The following is an 18,567-nucleotide window of genomic DNA, read 5'->3' as shown; positions in this document are numbered from 1 at the left end:
CGATCATGCTCAAGACGACCATCCTTGCCGCCGCCATTCCGGCCGCGCTGCTGCTGGCAGGCCCTGCGGCCGCGCAGATCAGCGAGCCACTGCGCGGCATGCTGGAGGCCGCGATCGACAGCGGCAATGCGGGCGAGGTCGATACCGTGGCGAAGTACGCCAAGCGCGCGCGGCCGGACGAGGCGGCGGAGATCGACGCGCTGGTGCGCGGCTGGAAGGACAAGGTTGCCGAACGCAAGATCGCGGACCTCAAGAACGCCACCTTTCTGGAGCGCTGGGAGGGACAGGGCCAGCTCGGCTTCAGCCGCTCCACCGGCGGCAGCAACGATCTGGGCCTCAACGCCGGGCTGCAGCTGAAGCGGCTTGGCGCGGACTGGACGCACGCTTTTCGCAGCCAGATCGACTATCAGAAGAGCAACGATGTGGTGACGCGGGAGCGGATCACCGCCGCCTTGGAGAGCCAGTACCGGTTCGAAGACAACGCCTTCGCCTTCGGCCAAGCCCAGTATGACCGGGACCGGGTGCAGGGCATCGCGCAGCGCTTCGCGATCTCAGGCGGCCTGGGCTGGACCGTCGTCGATGACCCCGGCCTGCGCATCGCGCTGAAGGGCGGCCCGGCCTATCGCTATACCGACTATCGCACCGCACCGAACGAGCGGGTGCTTACCGGCCTCGCCGCGCTGGACGGGCGCTGGCGCATCGCCACTGGCGTGACGCTCACCCAGCATGCCGAGACCTTCGTGGCCGCCGACAACAGCACCTTTGCTTCCACCACCGCACTCGACACCAGCATCCTGGGGCCGCTGAAGGCGCGCTTCTCCTATACGCTCGACTATCAGACCCAGCCGCCTGTCGGCGCGGTCGATCTCAACACGCTAAGCCGCGCCAGCCTGGTCTACGATTTCTGACCGGGCACGCTCAGGGCTGCTCTTCGGCCCGGCGCTGCGCCTCTTCCACCGTCGTCGCGGGCGTCACCGCCTCGGCCGAGCGAACGGGCGTGCGCGCAGCATCCTCAATCGCCATCGACAGGCGGTCCGCCGCCCCGCAGTCCGCCTGGCAGAGCAGCCGCAGCCGCGCCAGATCCTCGCGCGCGCGCTCCAGCGCGCCGCGTTCGGCCAAAGCCTGCCCCTCGCCCGCCAGCGCCGCCTGATCGTTCGGATCGCGCTGCAGCGCCTCGCGGTAGAGCCGGATCGCCTTGCCATCCAGCCCCTGCACCCTTGCGATATCGGCCAGCCCCACGAACGCCGCCTTGTAGGCCGGATCGACCGTCAGCGCCGTCTCGTACAGCCCGATAGCGCCGTCATAGTCCCCCGCAGCGCCGGCCGCGGCCGCCTGCTCGCCCAGCGCGATGGCGCGCGGATCGATCTCGGGCAGCTCAGGCTTGGTGAGCCCCGCGCTGGAGACCATGGCAAGGCCGAGCGAGAGGGCGATGGCGGCGGGTGAGAAGCGCATGATGGTGTCCCAGATGCTGTTCGGTTGGGTGGGCGGGTTGGAAGGCGGGGATGCTATCATGTCGGGCCGAACATGGCGAAGGTAAACCCGTCGCTGCCGTCATGCGCGGGATCGAGCAGCGTCGCAGCCCCGTGCGCGCGCCCGGCCCCGTTATAGCGAACGGACCGCCAGCCGGGCCAATCGGCCAGGAAACGCGCGGCCTGCCCCTCGCCTTCCTCATCCAGCAGCGAGCAGACGGCGTAGACCAGCCGCCCACCGGGCGCGACCATGTCTGCGGCGAGATCGAGCAGCCGCGCCTGCAAGCTGGTGAGCGCTTCCAGCCGCTTGGTCGTCAGCCGCCAGCGCGTCTCCGGATTGCGCCGCCAGGTGCCGGTGCCCGAACAGGGCGCGTCCACCATCACCAGATCGCACCGCCCTTTGAGGTCTGCCAGAGCCTCCGCCTCCCGGTTCGGATCGAGCAGCAGCGGCTCGGCGATCGTCACCCCGGCCCGTTCCGCCCGCTCGGGCAGCTGGCCCAGGCGGCGGCGGTCCGTATCGGCGGCGATCAGGCGGCCTTCGTTCTCCATCATCGCGGCTAGCGCCAGCGTCTTGCCGCCCGCGCCCGCGCACAGATCGAGCGCCGTCATGCCAGGCTTCGCGCCGCTGGCCTGACAGATCAGCTGGCTGCCGAGGTCCTGCACCTCGACGCGGCCTTGTGCATAGGCATCGGTGCCGACGATGTCGGTGCCTTCGGGCACGCGCAACGCATGGGGCGCGGCGGCGAGCGGCTCTGCACCCGGCAGCTCCTCCAGCAGTACATCGCGGCTCGCCTTCAGGCTGTTGGCGCGCAGGTCCAGCGGCGCGCGCTCCATCAGCGCATCGAGATCGCCGCGCACCGGCGCCGCGAAGCGATCGACCAGCCAGGCGGGGATGGTGCGGCCCCCGGCGCGCTTTTCGCCCGGGCCGATCGGCGCGGGGCCGTGCGGCGATCCGTCGAACAGCGGCGCCAGGTCGGGCTGTTCGGCGGCCAGCCCCACCATCGCCGCGCGCCCGTCCGCCGGCCGATCGCCCCAGCGGCGGATCGCGTTCCACGCCAGATCGCGCACCGCGCGCCGATCCTTGGACCCCGCGTACCGCCGCGCCTTGAAGAACCCCTTGGCGATCACATCCGCCGCCGGCCCGCCATCGCGCGCCGCGACGATCACCTGATCGAGCAGCTCGATCGCCGACTGCACCCGCGCTGCCGGCGTCATGCGAACCGCACCAGCTTCACACAGTTCACACTGTCCAGGAGCGGAAGTTCGTTCACCCCGCGAGCAGCGGAGATGAACAGGGCGGACCGCGCGAAACGGCTATGTCGGGACCAATCAGAATGCATGCGCCCGATATACGGATTTCGATGAATGTAGGACAGGGGTTTGAGCAATCCCCAACCACGCCCCCGGTTACCCGTCATTGCGAGGAGCCGAAGGCGACGCGGCAATCCAAGACTTGCGCGGCATTGAATCGTCGCTGCGTTGGTTGACCGTCGTTGTCAGCCTGGCGGTACACGGAAGCAGGCAGATATGGCTGAATTTAGGTGGTGAATCGGACTGGCGAGTTTTGGGTTCGTAAGCCCTCATTGGCTCGGCGCACCAGAAAGACGGCGAGCGCAGCAACCGGCGTAAGTCCGAATCAAGAAAGAGATTGCGCGCCTACCGGTAAGCTGACACTTCCGGATTACAATTCGGCGAGCAACGTTCAATGGCCCTGCGACTTCAAAATGTGCTCTTCCGCTTCGCGCTCGTCGCTTTCTTGCTCTTTTCTGTCCGTGCGATTGCACAGGAAAACGCTTCAGCGTCGCTGCGTGATTTTGATTTCGTCATCGATATCGTCGAGACCGACTATGCGGGTTTTCCGACGAAAACCGAGGGCGAAAAGCGCGATGCATACGAGCGGGCCAAGAAGAGTGCACGCGCTGCGATTGCAGCCGATCCCGATACTGCGGTCATCGAAATCCGCAATTTGCTAGGTTGGTTCGAGGATGGCCATCTGGGCCTGTCCGGTCCGCCTTCGGGTTTTCCCTCAGCGGTAGCGGATCGAGCTAGCCTCGAACCGGGAATGTCGCGCACGGCTACCGAAGAGGATGCCCGCAGAGCTTACCGAAAAGACCCGGCATCGATTGCAGGCATCTGGTCGACACCGAACCGCTCTTACGAACTGGCGATCGTACCCTCCGAGCTCGTCGCAGGCACTTTCGACGCCGTTGTCCTTTCCTCGCAGTCGTCAAATTGGGCTCCCGGCGATATAAAGGCGCGGTTGGACAACGACCGAGAAGCGATATGGTGGATGGGCGACCGCACCGAACGGAAAGTCGATGTCGTCATCACAGATACCGCCATCCGTTTCGTCGAGATCGATATAACCTTGATCCGTGATTATCCAGACGTGGCGATCGACAGGGATCGGATCGTCCCTGCGGACAGCTTCTTTCTCCGGCAGCTCTCTCCCGAAACCCTGTGGCTTCGCCTTCCCGATTTCGCCAGCGAGCATCGTGTCCTGATTGAGACGCTTCTTCTCGAGAATGACGAACTTATCCGCTCCACCCCGAACCTGATCGTCGATCTGCGGAACAATCGCGGAGGCGGTGACAGTTCTTACGACAGGCTGATGAGCTATCTCTACACCCGGCCAATTTATAGTGTTGGCGTGGAATTCCGGAACACGGCGCGCAACAGGGACGGCATCAAGCGGCAGTTGGAAACACTGGATTTGCCGCCCTCGTCCGTCGAATTCGCGAACGACTTGCTCAGGCGGATGCGCGCGTCTTCGGAAGACTGGGTTGCGTCTGACACGGGAGGGGTCTCGATCGAAACCTACCCGGAAGTAATGCCTTTGCCGCGGCGGGTCGGAATCCTGGCCGCCGGTGCCGGATCGTCGGGCGACCAGTTCGCGATCGATTCGCGGTTCAGCAGGAAGGTCACGCTGTTCGGTGGACCGACCGCGGGTGTGATCGACTACTCCAACGTCGTCGAAGCACCGTTGCCGTCAAACGCGAACTACTTGCTGCGCTGGCCGACTTCGAGAAGCCAACGGCTCCCGGAAGAGCCGTTGGACAATGTCGGCGTCCAACCGGACGTGCCTTTCGGTCCTGAGGTGATCGATCCAGTTGGACGAACCAAGGAACTGCTGGAAAGTGCGGTTCTACCGACTTCGTTCGGCGGGTAAGGCAAGGCAAACATGCTGATATAGGCCAAGAGCAAAAACCTTCATTTTCGGCTCTTCCACTTGAGAAAACCGCGACCACGCCGAGCGATTGCAAACGGACATGGCACATTCGATTATGAATGACTGATAATAGGCGCGACTACTGAACTGCCTACCGAAGCTACGCCGTAGAAACTTCGTCGCTCCTACGCAGGCAGGAGCCTATCGCGCCTCTCCGCAAGTGCGGTCGATAGACGGAATGAACCCTTACCTGCACAGGGGCTGCGGCTCGGAGCTGTCTTCCGCAAATACGCCATTCGGACTGAGCTTGTCGAAGTCCCGCTCTTCAGTGAATCGTAGGTAGAGAAGAACGACGGTCCTTCGACAAGCTCAGGACGAACGGGCCGGTAGGCTCAGCCTGCCGCCCAATCAACCCATCTTTCCCATTCAGGGGGAAGGATGGCAGCACCGTTACCGCGTCGGGTAGTTCGGGGCTTCGCGCGTGATCGCGACGTCGTGGACGTGGCTTTCCTGTAGGCCGGCGTTGGTGATGCGCACCATCTGGGCGCTCCGCAGATCCTCGATCGTGCGACTGCCGGTGTAGCCCATCGCCGCCTTCACGCCGCCGACGAGCTGGTGGACCACATCGCGCGCGCTGCCCTTGTACGGCACCTGTCCTTCGATGCCTTCGGGCACCAGCTTCATCTGGTCCTTGATGTCCTGCTGGAAATAGCGGTCGGCCGAGCCGCGCGCCATCGCGCCGACCGAGCCCATGCCGCGATAGCTCTTGTAGCTGCGCCCCTGATACAGGAACGTCTCGCCCGGCGCTTCCTCGGTGCCCGCAAGCAGCGAGCCGACCATGACGCAGGATGCGCCCGCGGCCAGCGCCTTGGCGACGTCTCCCGACGTGCGCAGGCCGCCGTCGGCGATGATCGGCACGCCATGCTTGTGCGCCTCTTCGGCGGACTGCATCACCGCGGTGAGCTGCGGCACGCCGACGCCCGCGACCACGCGGGTGGTGCAGATGGAGCCGGGGCCGATGCCCACCTTCACGCCGTCCGCGCCTGCATCGATCAGCGCGCGCGTGGCTTCCGCCGTTGCGACGTTTCCGGCGATCAGTTGCACCTCGTTCGACATGGCCTTGATAGCGGACACCGCCTCGCCCACCATCTTCGAATGGCCGTGCGCAGTATCGACGATCACCACGTCGCAGCCCGCCTCCACCAGCGCGCGGGTGCGTTCCAGGCCCTTTTCGCCCACCGTGGTGGCCGCGGCGACGCGCAGGCGGCCGCCGGAATCCTTGGTGGCTTCCGGGTTCATCACCGCCTTTTCGATGTCCTTCACCGTGATAAGACCAACGCAGCGATAGTCTTCGTCCACCACCAGCAGCTTTTCGATACGGCGCTGGTGGAGCTGACGGCGGGCCTCGGCCTGCGTCACGCCCGCGGGCACGACGGCGAGGTTCTCGCTGGTCATCAGCTCGGCCACGCGCTGCTGCGGGTTTTCGGCGAAGCGCACGTCGCGATTGGTCAGGATACCGGCGAGCTTGCCGTCCTTTTCCACTACGGGAATGCCGGAGATGCGGTTTTCCGCCATGATTGCCTGCGCCTGCGCCAGCGTGGCCTCCGGGTGGATGGTGATGGGGTTCACCACCATGCCGCTCTCAAACCGCTTCACCTGCCGCACGGCGGCGCACTGTTCTTCGATCGAGAGATTGCGGTGGAGCACGCCCAGGCCGCCCATCTGCGCCATGACGATGGCCATGCTCGCCTCGGTCACGGTATCCATCGCGGCGCTAAGCACCGGGATATTGAGCTCGATCCCGCTGGTGACACGGGTGCGCGTGTCTGCCTGGCTGGGCACCAGATCGGAAGCCGCGGGCTGCAGCAGCACGTCGTCAAATGTGAGGCCGAGGGGGATGTTGGTCATGGGAGAAGCTGCCTGCCGGAACGAGTCGTGGCAGCCCATGTAACGGCGGTACGTTACGTTAGGAAGGGGGTGACGTTTGTCGGACGCTAGCCCGGCCCCGGATAGCTGCTCTCATCCGCGAAATATCGGGCCAGCGCGACGTGCAGGTCGGCATCCTCCGCCGCGCCGGACAGATCCGTGTCGTCGGTCAGCCGGTCGTCCGGCGTGTGGTAAGCACCGCCGAGGAACGCCTGCAGCCGGGTGCTGTCCGAAAAGGCGCCGTTGGCCATCACCGTCGGCACGCCCTTTTGCAGCAGCATCCAGCCGTCCTGGCGCTTGATATAGGCATTGGCGTCGTCATCCGCGTCCACCTGCCGCCCGATGGCGCGCGCAACCTTACCCACGTCCGCGGCGATCGGCGTCTTGCCCCGTCCGATGATGGCCACCGGCTCACCCGCGGGCGCCACCGCGACGGTGTCGAGATTGAACGCGGCGACGATGCGATCCAGCGGCACCGGCGGATGCTCGGCAAAGGCCTTGGCGCCGAGCAGGCCGATCTCCTCGCCCGTCGTCGCCACGAAATAGACGTCGCGGTCCAGCGGGGGCGCCTTGGCGAGGCGCTCTGCCACCTCGATCAGCACGGCAATGCCGCTCGCATTGTCGACCGCGCCGTTGCAGATGCGGTGCGGCGCGCCTTCGGGGCGGCAGACGCCCAGATGATCCCAATGGCCGAGCAGCATCACCGCCCCCGCCTTTGGATCGCGGCCGGGCAGCTTGCCGATGACATTATAGCTCGACAGACGCTCGTTCTGGCTGCGCGCCGTCAGATCGGCGGTGAGCGCGAGCGGTTCGATCAGCTCCGGATTTTGGTCTGCGCGCAGCCGCGCCTCGACCAGCGTGTCCCCGCTCGCCGCGAACAGCTTGCGCGCCGCCTCATCGCCGATGCCGCCATAAAAGCGGGGCGCGCGGGCATCGTCCTCGGCCAGCTCGCTCGCCTTGCGGAACCAGGTGCCGCGCAAGGAGGAAACCCTGTCGTCCTCATCGAAGATCAGCAGCACGCCCTCGGCCCCTGCCCGCGCCAGCGTGGCGGCGCGTTCGGCGAGGGTGCGCGTCTCGCCCCGCGCATGCCCCGCCAGCATCAGCGCGATGCGCCCTGTGAGGTCGGGCGGCGGCGCGCCCTCGGCAATGCCATAGCCGGTGAACACCAAGCGCGCACCGTCCAGCCTACCGCTGTCGGCACGGCCTGATAGCAGCACCGAGCGATCGGCGATCGGCACCGGCTTGCCGTCCAGTGTGAAGAATCGCGCGCTACCCGACAGCGGCCTGCGCGTCACCATTGATACCGGCTGATACCAGCTTAGCCCGCCGTCCGCCGCGTCCGCGCCCGGCTGCAACCCAGCCTCGTTCCATTGCGTGGCGATATAGTGAACCGTCTTGCGCCCGCCCTCGCTATCGGGCGCGCGGCCGCCATAATCGTCGCCGGCAAGCACCGCGACATGCGTGCGCAGCTCCGCCGCCGTGATCGGCGCGGGCTCGACCGCCGTCGTTTCCGCACAAAGCGGGGCGGCGATCGCGAGACAGAGGAGAGGCCAAACGCGCCGGATCATAAAGCTACGGCTCGCCGCCGGCGCGCTTCAGCAGCTTCTTGGCCTCGATCACATGCAGATCCTCGATCATCTCCCCGCGGAAACGCACGGCGCCGCCATCGGCTGCGTCGATCAGAGCGCGGGCGCGCTCCAGCTCCGCCTCATCGGGCGCGAACAGGCGGTTCGCGGTCTCCACCTGCGCCGGGTGAATCAGGGTCTTACCGGTAAAGCCATAAGCGCGGCCCTGGCGGCATTGGCGCTCCAGCAGATCGGCATCGTCCAGCACATTGCACACGCCGTCGAACACCGGCTTGCGCGCCGCCGCGCCGGCCAGCACGATCTGCTGCAAGGCGAGTTCCAGCCCCTCCCGGTTCGGCCCCGCGCGCACGCCGAGATCGAGCGCCAGATCGTTGGTGCCCGCCAGCATCGCGGCGACCGGCTCCATCGCCGCAATCTCGCGCGCGGCATAGATCGCCGCCGCCGTTTCGATCATCGGGATCAGCGGCACGGCGATCCGCCCGTTCAGCGCATCGATCGCCGCGCCGTCGTTCACCTTGGGCAGCACGACATAATCGACCGACAACCCGTCGAGCAGATCGAGATCGCCATGATGCCATTCGGTGTCCGCCGCATTGATGCGCAGCGCCACCTGCTTACCGCCGCCAAAGCCGCCGCGGATGGCCTCTGCCGCCACGGCCCGCGCATCGCGCTTGGCATCGGGCGCCACGGCGTCTTCCAGATCGACCACGATCATGTCCGCCGGGAGCGAGGCCGCCTTTGACAGCGCCCCTTCGCGCCCGCCCGGCACGAACAGCGCCGAACGCACATGAACAAGATCCGGCTTCACTACAGCGGTCATCGAACGGGCGTCCTTCGTCGAATAATCCTTCCCCTTCCCCCTCCAATGCCGCAAAATCAACGCCATCGCAAAGGGAGGTTTTGTTCGTGATCTATCTCGTCGGCGCCATCGCGCTTCTGGTTCTGGTCTATGGCTTGATGGGGGTTAAGATCGTCCATCAGGGCTTTCATTACACGATCGAACATTTCGGCCGCTACACCACCACCGCCACCCCCGGCCTCGTCTTCGTGCCGCCCTTTTTCTACGGCGTTGGGCGCAAGGTGAACATGATGGAACAGGTGCTCGACATTCCGGGCCAGGAGATCATCACCAAGGACAACGCCATGATCCAGTGCGACGGCGTGGTGTTCTTCCAGGTGCTCGATGCGCCCAAGGCGGCCTATGAGGTGCACGATCTCTACAATGCGATCCTGAACCTCACGACCACGAACCTGCGCACGGTGATGGGATCGATGGATCTGGACGAGACGCTGTCCAAGCGGGACGAAATCAATGCGCGGCTGCTGCATGTCGTCGACGATGCCACCACGCCCTGGGGCATCAAGATCACGCGCGTCGAGATCAAGGACATCCGCCCGCCCAGCGACATCGTCGAGGCGATGGCCCGCCAGATGAAGGCGGAGCGGATCAAGCGCGCGCAGATCTTGGACGCGGAGGGCGACCGGGCTTCGGCCATTTTGCGGGCCGAGGGCGAAAAGGAATCCAAGATCCTGGCCGCCGAGGGCCGGCGCGAGGCCGCCTATCGCGATTCCGAAGCGCGCGAGCGCGAGGCGGAGGCCGAGGCGAAGGCGACGCAGGTCGTCTCCCAGGCGATCCGCGACGGCAACCCGCAGGCGCTCAACTATTTCGTGGCGCAGGATTATGTGAAGGCCATTTCCGGTTTCGCCACCTCGACCAACGCCAAGACCATCTTGTTCCCCGTGGAAGCGACGCAGCTGATCGGCACGATCGGCGGCATCGGGGAGCTGGCTCGCGAAGCATTGGGCGGCCATGCCGACGCGGCGACGGCAAAGGAAAAGCCATCGCAGATCGTCGCCAGCCCGTTCGCGGCAGAGCGTACCCGCGACGGCAATGACCTGAACACCGCCGACGATAAACGCGGCCGCTGATCCGATGGACGATATCGATCCCTATCTGCTCTGGATGATCGGCGGCGTCTTGCTGGTCGTCGCCGAAATGCTGGTCCCGGGCATCTATCTGCTGTTCGTCGGCGCCGCCGCGGTGCTGACGGGCGTTGCCACCTGGATGTACGATTTCGGCCCGGTCTATCAGATCGGCCTGTTCGCGCTGTTCCTTCTCGCCTCGATCATGATCGGCAACCAAATCTACAAGCGCAATCCGGTGGCGAGCAGCGACCCCGATCTCAACAATCGCTCCGCCCGCCTGGTCGGCACCTCCGTCACCGTCGTCCAGCCGGTGAGCGCCAATGGCGGTCGTGTAAAGGTGGGCGACAGCGTCTGGCCCGCCCGCGGCCCCGATCTCGCCGTGGGAGAAACCGCCCGTGTGCTGCATGTCGATGGCGGCGTGCTGGTGCTGGAAACGCCGCAAAAGCTGATCGAGAGCTGAGGGGGGCGGGCCAGCACAGCCCCTCGCACTTGTCTTTCGTCACCCCGGACTTGATCCGGGGTCCAGCTTCAAACCGCGCGTTCACATCAAAAAGCTGGGCCCCGGCTCGGGGGCCGGGGCGACGAGCGTGTGGGAAAGTAGCGGCCTGCCAATCTTGTCGCGCCGGGCGTTTCCCCTGGCCGCCCCTCAGCTTTCCGGAAACTGAAAGGCGTTCCAGCCGCGCTGAGTTTCGTCCACGATCATCCGTCGATGCGCAGGCGGCACGGCGCGCTGGCGGCAACCGATCCGCGTGCAGTCGCGGCAGCCAAGGCCGATAGGCATGGCCGCTCCGTCCAGATCGAGCCCCCCTGCATAGGTCAGGCCGTGGGCGTGGCGCGTCTCGCAGCCCAAGGCGACGGCATATTCCGGGGAGCTCTGGCCAAAGGGCTGGCGATAGGCGGTCACCGTGCGCGCCACCGTCAGGAACCGCGTGCCATCTTCCAGCTCAACCAGCTGCGTCAGCATCTCGCCATGCCGTTCGAACGCGCGGTGCAGGTTCCATAGCGGACAGCTGCCGCCGGTGCGCGCGAAGGAGTGACCGCCCGCGGAAAAGCGCTTCGAAATATTGCCCGCCCGGTCGACGCGGATCAGGAAGAAGGGCACGCCGCGCGCGCCGGGCCGCTGCAAGGTCGTCAGGCGGTGCGCCACCTGCTCGAAGCCGGCGCCGAAGCGCGCCTCCAGCAAGGCGATGTCGTAGCCCGTCGCCTCGGCCGCCTCGTGGAAGCGCCGATAGGGCATCATCATGGCGCCCGCCGCATAATTGGTGAGGTTCTGCAGCAACAGGCGCTGCGCCGGTTTGGACGGCATGTCCGCGCGCGCCACAATCGCGTCGATTGCCGGTTTCAGCTCGAACGCGGCAAGCTGATAGGCAGCCTGAAAGGAGCGGCTGGCATTGTCCAGCACCTCAGACAATTGCACCTGGCGATTGTGGATATCGAAGCGCCGAAGCAGCTGGGGCATCACCTCCGCCGGCAGGATGCGCACGGTGAAACCATATTTCACGCGCAAACGGTCCGACACGCTGCTGAGGAAATGCGGGCCGCCGAGCCGCAATTCGTCGGCCAACGCCTCGCACTGCTCCTCCAGCTCGGCAAAATGATTGCGCGAGCCCTCGATAAATTCGGACACCGCGCGCAGCGGCGTGGCGCCGTCGCGCGGGGCGGGCCCGTCTCCCGGACCGGCATCCTTGGCGCGGTGCAGACGGATGAACGCCTGCGCGATGCCGGGCTGCGCGGCGACGAATTCCTGCAGTTCCGCCTTGCCGATATCGAGCCCGGCCAGCGCGGGCGATGCCAGCGCTTCGGCCACCTCCCGCTCGATCTGCTCGTCCTGCTCGGCGATCAGTTCGCGCAGATCGGCATTGTAAGTGCTGGTGAGCTTCAGCAGGAACGGCGCGGTCAGCGGGCGCTGGTTGCGCTCGATCAGATTGAGATAGCTCGCCGAGATGCCCAGCTCCTCGGCCATTCGCTTTTGCGCCAGGCCCAGCCGCCCGCGAAGCCGGCGCAAGCGCGGCCCGGCGAAAATCTTGCGATCGGGAAGCGACGGCTCTTCGGCCATACAAGTAAATTCTTTACGGGTTTACAAGGCTTGTCCGCCCATTCCATACCTGTTCACACGATTTTTACAACATTCTTTTGACTGCGCGCCCGGCCTTCCGGCAAAGAAAGGGCATCGGTTTACCGGCGTTTGCGCGAGTCCCCCGGATGGGAAGTCTGTGAAGACCTTGTAGACCAATTCAAGATGGGAGTTACAACATGACCTATAACAAGCAGATCGACGAGGCGAGCACGCTGATCGAACGCAACGGTGCGCCCTGGGGCGATATCGAAGCTGCCGCCGTCGCCCGCATGCGCCTGCAGAACCGGTTTCTGACCGGCCTCGACATCGCCAAGTACACCGCCGGGATCATGCGCGCCGATATGGACGCCTATGATGCGGACCCCGCGAACTACACCCAGTCGCTGGGCGCATGGCACGGCTTCATCGGGCAGCAGCAGCTCATCTCGATCAAGAAGCATTTCGGCAGCACCAAGGGCAAATATCTCTATCTGTCCGGCTGGATGGTCGCCGCGCTGCGCAGCGAGTTCGGCCCCCTGCCCGATCAGTCGATGCATGAGAAGACCTCGGTCCCCATGCTGATCGAGGAGCTCTACACCTTCCTGAAGCAGGCCGATGCGCGCGAGCTGGGCCTTCTGTTCCGCGATCTCGACGCCGCCAATGCAGCTGGCGACGACGTGAAGCAGCGCGATCTGCAGAACAAGATCGACAACTTCCAGACGCATGTCGTGCCGATCATCGCCGATATCGATGCCGGCTTCGGCAATGCCGAGGCGACCTATCTGCTCGCCAAGAAGATGATCGAGGCCGGGGCCTGCGCGATCCAGATCGAAAACCAGGTGTCCGACGAAAAGCAGTGCGGCCATCAGGACGGCAAGGTCACCGTGCCGCATGAGGACTTCCTCGCGAAGATCCGCGCGGTCCGCTACGCCTTCCTGGAGCTGGGCGTCGACGACGGCGTCATCGTTGCGCGCACCGACTCGCTCGGCGCCGGGCTAACCAAGCAGATCGCCTTCACCAAGGAAAAGGGCGATCTGGCCGATCAGTACAACAGCTATCTCGATGTCGAGGAGGTCGATCCCGCCAATGTCGGCCATGGCGACGTCCTGATCGCCCGCGAAGGCAAGCTGGTGAAGCCCAAGCGCCTGCCGTCCAACCTGTTCCAGTTCCGCTCGGGCACCGGCGAGGACCGCTGCGTCCTCGACTGCATCACCTCGCTGCAAAACGGCGCGGACCTGCTCTGGATCGAGACCGAGAAGCCGCATATCGGCCAGATCGGCGGGATGGTGAACCGAATCCGCGAGGTCATTCCCAATGCCAAGCTGGTCTACAACAACTCCCCCAGCTTCAACTGGACGCTGAACTTCCGCCAGCAGGTCTATGATGCCTGGGAAGCGGACGGCAAGGATATGAGCGATTACGATCGCACCAAGCTGATGAGCGTGGATTATGACGGCAGCGATCTTGCCGCCGAAGCCGACGAGCGCATCCGCACCTTCCAGAAGGACGCGGCGCGCGAGGCGGGAATTTTCCACCACCTCATCACCTTGCCGACCTATCACACCGCGGCGCTGTCCACGGACAATCTGTCCAAGCGCTACTTCGGTGAGGAAGCGATGCTGGGTTATGTCCTCAACGTCCAGCGCGAGGAAATCCGTCAGGGCATAGCCTGCGTGAAGCATCAGAACATGTCCGGTTCGGACATCGGCGATGATCACAAGGAGTATTTCGCCGGCGAAGCGGCCCTGAAGGCGGGCGGCAAGGACAACACCATGAACCAGTTCGCCGCCTGACGCGAACGCCCTTCTCTTTTCCAGGCCCCATCTTCTGGAGAGGAGCGCCCGCCCCCGCTACCGTGCGGGGGCGGGTTTCGTTTTTGGGGGCCGCCTTCACTTTTGCGCCTCGCGCCGCTATATTTTCGCTCATGTCCGCCCGCAATCCCTTCGGTCCTGCGATGTCGCTGCGTGCGGCGGCGCTGGTGCTCATCATGAGCATCTTTGCGCATTCGCTGATCCCCGAAGGATCGGTGACGGACCGGGACAGCGGTTCGGCCTTCAACGCTTTTACGATCGACGTGTCGCTCGGCCCCACGCGCGCCAGCGACGTGGCGATGGTCCACACGGTCGAGCGCGCGCCCGATCCGGTGGCGGGCGGCAACAGCGCCGCGATCGTTCGCGGTAGCCTGTCGCGCACCCCCGCCCTGCCGGCCTCGGCCGACAAATCGGCCGCCCCCCGAAAGCAGCGCCAAGCGCTCTCGCCAGTCGCGGCGCTGCCGCCGCCCAGTAGGGCCCCGCCCTTCGCCTGATGCACATTGCGGCCCGTTCACCCGAACGGCCGCCCGATCTTCGCACGAACCCTCATCGGCCCTGCCCCGAGGCGGCCGATCCCGAACGGAGCGCAAGCCGCCGCTGAACCGGCGCGGCGCTCCATCGGACCAACGCATCAGGAACATTTATGAACACCGTTACCACGCCCGGGAAAGTCCGGGACCATATCGTCGACAATCCCGGCGGCCTCGATCTCGTCTTCACCGGGGAGAAGCTGCTCTCCGTCAACTATCACGATGTCGGATCGGTAAAGCTCTATCGCACGCAGGGCGGGCGCTATGTCATGCGCCAGCGCCGCTCCAGCCGCCCCGGCTTCATCGAGATCGACCGGCTGGAAATCGGACAGAGCGCGGAGCAGCTGCTCGATCTGCTCGTCACGGGCCGCGGCGTCACCGCCATGCGCGCCGAGCTCGGCCTCGATACCAGCATCCGGCTGGACTAGCGGGCGCGCTCCGCTTCGGCGCCGTCGATCAGCTCTTCGATAAAGGACGTCGCGAGGCCCGCGCGGTCCGCGACGCCCGCCTTGGCGTAAACCTTGCTGAGCTGGGAGCGGACGGTGCCCGGCGCCGATCCTCGCAGGGACGCGATTTCGCCAATCGAACAGCCCTTCAGCGAGAACAGCGCCACTTCCGCCTCGGCCGCGGACAAGCCCCAATGCGCGAAACGCTCATCGAGCAATTCGGCAAAAGAGCCGCGGGCGAGCACGAGCGCATCGGACAACCGCCGCGATTTCCGCAAGGTGCGGCGGATGTTGAGCGCGCTGAGCCCGATGCCGATCGCCAGCGCGACGGCTACGAGGATTTCCGTCCAGGCCAGCCACGCCGCCTCCCCGGCCTCTCCCGTCATGCTATCGAGCACGGCATCGGTAATGAAATAGATCGCTGCCGCCGCCTGCAATGCGAGCAAGAGGCCGGAGCCGGTCAGTGCACTCAGCCGAGCGCGCATGCCGCCGAGAGCTGACGAGGAGCGGCGACGCGCCCGGCGTCAACGAGGGTCCAGAAAGACCCGCATAAGCGGCTGCTTATGGCGATTTGCGGTGCGCGCATCATTGGTACCCCAGGAATAGACGCGCCATGGGAGCCGATCAATGAATTCGACCAACCGCGAAACCCGCGAGGCATTGGCAAAGGTGCCGGCCATCACATTGGGGTTCTGGATCATCAAGATCCTGGCCACCACCTTCGGCGAAACGATGGGCGATACGGTCAGCATGAGCTGGCTGGGCGAAACCACGGCCAGCGCCGGGCAATCGGGCCTGAACGGCTATCTGGTGGGCACCGGCATCTTTGCCGTGACGCTGGCGATCCTCGTCTGGTTCCAGATCAAGGCGCGCGCCTTCCATCCCTTCCTTTACTGGGCGACGATCATCGCCTCCACCACGGCGGGCACGAACATGGCGGATTTCGCCACGCGCTCACTCGGCATAGGCTATCCGGGCGGATCGCTGCTGCTCCTCGCCTGCGTGCTTGGTTCGCTGGCGGTCTGGTACAAGACACTGGGGCGGATCGATGTGGAATCGGTGCACACGCCGCGCGCCGAGCTCTATTACTGGATCACCATCACCTTCTCGCAAACGCTGGGCACTGCGCTGGGCGACTGGGTGGCGGACGGATCGCTCGGCTATCTGGGCGCGGCCGCGATCTTCGGCGGACTGCTGGTGCTGGTCGCCGCGGCGCATTTCTGGACGCGGATCGACAAGGCGATCCTGTTCTGGAGCGCGTTCATCCTCACCCGTCCGCTGGGCGCCGTGGTCGGCGATTTTCTCGACAAGCCGGTTTCGCATGGCGGGCTGGCGCTGAGCCGCGCGGCCGCCTCCGGCGTGCTGATCGCCGCAATCGTGGCGCTGATTCTCTTCGTACCGCAGCGTGCCAGCCGAACGGAACAGGCCGCCTGAACCGCTCAAGACTTGGCGAGCCCGCACAGTTCGCGCATGGGGCGGCTATGCACGATTCCGCCCACGCCTTCCGCCCCGCCGAGCCCACCGATCTGGCGGAAGTCCATCGGCTGATCGAACGGGCCTATCGCGGCGATGCGGCCCGCGCGGGCTGGACGCATGAGGCGGACCTAATTGAAACCCCACGCACCAGTGAGGCGGAGCTGGCAGACATCATCGCCGATCCGAACAATCGCCTGCTGACGGCGTGGGACGGCGCGGCACTGATCGGCACGGTGCTGATCTCACGCCGCGGCGCGGACGGTGCCTATCTGGGGATGCTGACGGTTGACCCGCAGTTGCAGGCGGGCGGCATCGGCCACCGCATTCTGGCTCATGCCGAAGCGGAGGCGGCCCGCCTTTTTGGGGCGCGGACGATGAAGATGTGGGTCATCACCGTCCGGCCCGAGCTGATCGCCTGGTACGAACGGTGCGGCTATCGCCAAACCGGCGCGCGCGAACCCTTTCCGGTAGAAACCGACCCACCGCTGGAATTCGCGGTGCTGGAAAAACCGCTCGCGGGCGGCTGACGCCTCAACCGATCAGGCCGAGATGTTCGACGAGGATGATCGATCCGATCGCGATCAGCACGATGCCGCCGCCGATTTCCGCGAACCGGCCGAAACGAGCGCCCACCCTGGCGCCGATCAGCATGCCGATAGTGGTGAAGACGAAGGTGCTGAAACCGATGGCCGCGGCGATCACCCAGATGTTCGCGCCGATGAAGGCCAGGCTCACGCCCACCGCGGCCGCATCGATACTGGTGCCGACCGCGGTGGCGATGAGCGCCAGCGGCCCGGCCTTTGCCGGCAGCACCTCCCCATCGTCATCGTCGCCGCGTACCGCGTGAAATATCATCAGGCCGCCCACGCCGGCGAGCAGCGCAAAAGCGATCCAGTGGTCGACCGAAGCGACGAAGCCCGCTGCGACCATTCCCAGCGCCCAGCCGATGACCGGCGTGATCGCCTCTATCACCCCGAACACCGCGCCGGATCTGATGGCGGAAAGCAAGGGCGGCCGGTGCGAAGCGCCACGGCCCACAGCGGCGGCAAAGGCATCGGTCGACATGCTGACGGACAGGAATGCGATTGCGGCTGGTGTCATCGAACATCTCCACCGCACGAACAGCGTGCGGACGCGGCGGGCCTATGAAAAGCCGCCGCCGCTGACAAGCGCTAGACCGCCGGTCGCCTCAGGCGGTCCCGTTGCCAGTCAGCGCATCGCGCAGCGCCTTTACCTCCGCGTTCAGCGCAACGAGACGGTCCGTGGACATGCCCGCTCGTTCGTAGATCATGGGGGCGAGGCACCCGGTCTCCGCCCACCGCTCACGCCCTAGATCGGTAAGCCGCACGCGCACTTGGCGTTCATCTTTGGGATCGCGGGTGCGGCTGACCAGTCCTGCGGCTTCCAGGCGCTTGGCCAGCGGGGTAATAGTGCTCGGCTCCAGCGCCAGCCGCTCTGCGATCGCGCCGATGGAGCGCCCATCCTCCTCCTCCGCCAGCGCCTGTAGAACAAGGAACTGCGGATAGGTGATGCCGAGCTTGTCCAGCATCGGCTTGTAAATGCGATTGATCGCCATCGAGGTGGCATAAAGCGAGAAACAGAGCTGCTGATCGAGCGGTAATGGTCCGGGCATGAAGCGCCTCCTTTGCTCTCTGTTAGCGCGCAACCCTTATCGCGACAAATAGTTCTGGACAGAGGTTTCTGGCCACCCTAAATATTATCGCGATAAAAAAAGGAGCGTATGATGAGCATCGACGTCAAATATCGCACGCAGGCCACCGCAACCGGCGGCCGTGACGGCACGGCGAAATCGCAGGATGGCAAGCTGGCGGTGAACCTTTCGAGCCCCAAGGAACTGGGCGGCGCGGGCGGCGACGGCACCAATCCGGAGCAGCTATTCGCGGCCGGTTACGCCGCCTGCTTCATCGGCGCACTCAAGGTCGCCGGACAGCAGTTGAAGCTGAAGGTGCCAGCTGACGTTTCGGTGACCGCGCAGGTGGGTATCGGCCCGCGCTCGGAAGGCGGCTTCGGCATCACCGCCGATCTGGAAGTGGCGCTACCCGGGCTGGAGCGCGAGGACGCACAGAAGCTCATCGACGCGGCGCACCAGATCTGCCCCTATTCGAACGCGACGCGCAACAATGTCGACGTCGGCCTTTCCTTGGCCTGACG

The 18,567-nt window shown here is 65.4% G+C and carries 19 protein-coding genes; 10 read left to right on the top strand and 9 right to left on the bottom strand.

Features of this window, described 5'->3' with window-relative positions:
- The first annotated feature begins 5 nt into the window (after window positions 1-5).
- Window positions 6-908 (top strand): DUF481 domain-containing protein, encoded by a 903-nt coding sequence (locus I6A82_RS08405; protein WP_198094494.1) that lies wholly within the window; start codon window positions 6-8, stop codon window positions 906-908.
- A 10-nt stretch (window positions 909-918) separates the two neighbouring features.
- Here I6A82_RS08405 and I6A82_RS08400 read toward each other — a convergent pair whose 3' ends face one another.
- Together I6A82_RS08400 and I6A82_RS08395 are read right to left on the bottom strand one after the other, a co-directional pair.
- Window positions 919-1,512 (bottom strand): tetratricopeptide repeat protein, encoded by a 594-nt coding sequence (locus tag I6A82_RS08400; RefSeq protein WP_232343366.1) that lies wholly within the window; start codon window positions 1,510-1,512, stop codon window positions 919-921.
- Entirely contained in the window at window positions 1,509-2,684 is a 1,176-nt protein-coding gene (locus tag I6A82_RS08395; protein WP_198094493.1) for an RsmB/NOP family class I SAM-dependent RNA methyltransferase, read from the bottom strand. Before I6A82_RS08395 ends, I6A82_RS08400 begins: the two co-directional genes overlap by 4 nt.
- Before the next feature lie 490 nt (window positions 2,685-3,174).
- Between I6A82_RS08395 and I6A82_RS08390 the strand changes: the two genes are divergently transcribed.
- The gene (locus I6A82_RS08390) at window positions 3,175-4,638 is read left to right on the top strand and encodes a S41 family peptidase (protein ID WP_198094492.1); all 1,464 of its coding nucleotides are present in this window, start codon (window positions 3,175-3,177) and stop codon (window positions 4,636-4,638) included.
- Window positions 4,639-5,088: 450 nt separating this feature from the next.
- Here I6A82_RS08390 and guaB read toward each other — a convergent pair whose 3' ends face one another.
- The 3 genes from guaB to I6A82_RS08375 all read right to left on the bottom strand — a co-directional run bounded on the left by guaB (window position 5,089) and on the right by I6A82_RS08375 (window position 8,970).
- Window positions 5,089-6,546: an IMP dehydrogenase gene (gene guaB / locus I6A82_RS08385; RefSeq protein WP_187335905.1), complete on the bottom strand. Its 1,458-nt coding sequence runs from the start codon at window positions 6,544-6,546 to the stop codon at window positions 5,089-5,091.
- A gap of 86 nt (window positions 6,547-6,632) precedes the next feature.
- Window positions 6,633-8,132, bottom strand: coding sequence for a M20/M25/M40 family metallo-hydrolase (locus tag I6A82_RS08380; protein WP_198094491.1), 1,500 nt, complete (start codon window positions 8,130-8,132; stop codon window positions 6,633-6,635).
- A 4-nt stretch (window positions 8,133-8,136) separates the two neighbouring features.
- The gene (locus I6A82_RS08375; protein ID WP_198094490.1) at window positions 8,137-8,970 is read right to left on the bottom strand and encodes an HpcH/HpaI aldolase/citrate lyase family protein; all 834 of its coding nucleotides are present in this window, start codon (window positions 8,968-8,970) and stop codon (window positions 8,137-8,139) included.
- A gap of 137 nt (window positions 8,971-9,107) precedes the next feature.
- Here I6A82_RS08375 and I6A82_RS08370 point away from each other — a divergent pair, with 137 nt between their 5' ends.
- Entirely contained in the window at window positions 9,108-10,079 is a 972-nt protein-coding gene (locus I6A82_RS08370) for an SPFH domain-containing protein (RefSeq protein WP_198095551.1), read from the top strand.
- 4 nt (window positions 10,080-10,083) lie between these two features.
- The gene (locus tag I6A82_RS08365; protein WP_198094489.1) at window positions 10,084-10,536 is read left to right on the top strand and encodes an NfeD family protein; all 453 of its coding nucleotides are present in this window, start codon (window positions 10,084-10,086) and stop codon (window positions 10,534-10,536) included.
- 186 nt (window positions 10,537-10,722) lie between these two features.
- Here I6A82_RS08365 and I6A82_RS08360 read toward each other — a convergent pair whose 3' ends face one another.
- The gene (locus I6A82_RS08360) at window positions 10,723-12,132 is read right to left on the bottom strand and encodes a helix-turn-helix domain-containing protein (RefSeq protein WP_198094488.1); all 1,410 of its coding nucleotides are present in this window, start codon (window positions 12,130-12,132) and stop codon (window positions 10,723-10,725) included.
- Window positions 12,133-12,329: 197 nt separating this feature from the next.
- Between I6A82_RS08360 and I6A82_RS08355 the strand changes: the two genes are divergently transcribed.
- The 3 genes from I6A82_RS08355 to I6A82_RS08345 all read left to right on the top strand — a co-directional run bounded on the left by I6A82_RS08355 (window position 12,330) and on the right by I6A82_RS08345 (window position 14,901).
- Window positions 12,330-13,925 carry an isocitrate lyase gene (locus I6A82_RS08355; protein WP_198094487.1) on the top strand — a complete coding sequence of 532 codons (1,596 nt, stop codon included), beginning with the start codon at window positions 12,330-12,332 and terminating at the stop codon, window positions 13,923-13,925.
- Window positions 13,926-14,056: 131 nt separating this feature from the next.
- Window positions 14,057-14,437 (top strand): hypothetical protein, encoded by a 381-nt coding sequence (locus tag I6A82_RS08350; protein ID WP_198094486.1) that lies wholly within the window; start codon window positions 14,057-14,059, stop codon window positions 14,435-14,437.
- Window positions 14,438-14,586: 149 nt separating this feature from the next.
- Window positions 14,587-14,901 (top strand): hypothetical protein, encoded by a 315-nt coding sequence (locus I6A82_RS08345; protein ID WP_198094485.1) that lies wholly within the window; start codon window positions 14,587-14,589, stop codon window positions 14,899-14,901.
- Here I6A82_RS08345 and I6A82_RS08340 read toward each other — a convergent pair.
- Window positions 14,898-15,404: a helix-turn-helix transcriptional regulator gene (locus I6A82_RS08340; protein WP_187335897.1), complete on the bottom strand. Its 507-nt coding sequence runs from the start codon at window positions 15,402-15,404 to the stop codon at window positions 14,898-14,900. The genes I6A82_RS08345 and I6A82_RS08340 overlap by 4 nt on opposite strands.
- 142 nt (window positions 15,405-15,546) lie before the next feature.
- On the opposite strand from I6A82_RS08340, the gene I6A82_RS08335 reads away from it, so the two are divergent.
- Both I6A82_RS08335 and I6A82_RS08330 read left to right on the top strand, forming a co-directional pair.
- Window positions 15,547-16,353, top strand: a complete 807-nt coding sequence (locus I6A82_RS08335) for a COG4705 family protein (RefSeq protein WP_198094484.1) — start codon at window positions 15,547-15,549, stop codon at window positions 16,351-16,353.
- A gap of 47 nt (window positions 16,354-16,400) precedes the next feature.
- Complete coding sequence (locus I6A82_RS08330; protein ID WP_198094483.1) at window positions 16,401-16,922, top strand: GNAT family N-acetyltransferase; 522 nt, start codon at window positions 16,401-16,403, stop codon at window positions 16,920-16,922.
- Between the two features lie 4 nt (window positions 16,923-16,926).
- Here I6A82_RS08330 and I6A82_RS08325 read toward each other — a convergent pair whose 3' ends face one another.
- Both I6A82_RS08325 and I6A82_RS08320 read right to left on the bottom strand, forming a co-directional pair.
- On the bottom strand, window positions 16,927-17,496 hold the full coding sequence (locus I6A82_RS08325; protein ID WP_198094482.1) for a manganese efflux pump MntP: 570 nt from the start codon (window positions 17,494-17,496) through the stop codon (window positions 16,927-16,929).
- A gap of 88 nt (window positions 17,497-17,584) precedes the next feature.
- On the bottom strand, window positions 17,585-18,028 hold the full coding sequence (locus I6A82_RS08320; RefSeq protein ID WP_187335893.1) for a MarR family winged helix-turn-helix transcriptional regulator: 444 nt from the start codon (window positions 18,026-18,028) through the stop codon (window positions 17,585-17,587).
- A gap of 111 nt (window positions 18,029-18,139) precedes the next feature.
- On the opposite strand from I6A82_RS08320, the gene I6A82_RS08315 reads away from it, so the two are divergent.
- Window positions 18,140-18,565, top strand: a complete 426-nt coding sequence (locus I6A82_RS08315; RefSeq protein WP_198094481.1) for an organic hydroperoxide resistance protein — start codon at window positions 18,140-18,142, stop codon at window positions 18,563-18,565.
- The last annotated feature ends 2 nt before the right edge of the window (window positions 18,566-18,567 follow it).

It is taken from the genome of Novosphingopyxis sp. YJ-S2-01 (genome assembly GCF_016093175.1).
Classification (GTDB): domain Bacteria; phylum Pseudomonadota; class Alphaproteobacteria; order Sphingomonadales; family Sphingomonadaceae; genus Novosphingopyxis; species Novosphingopyxis iocasae.
Note: the sequence above shows the minus strand (reverse complement) of the source record. Positions and strands in the feature narration are given on the sequence as shown.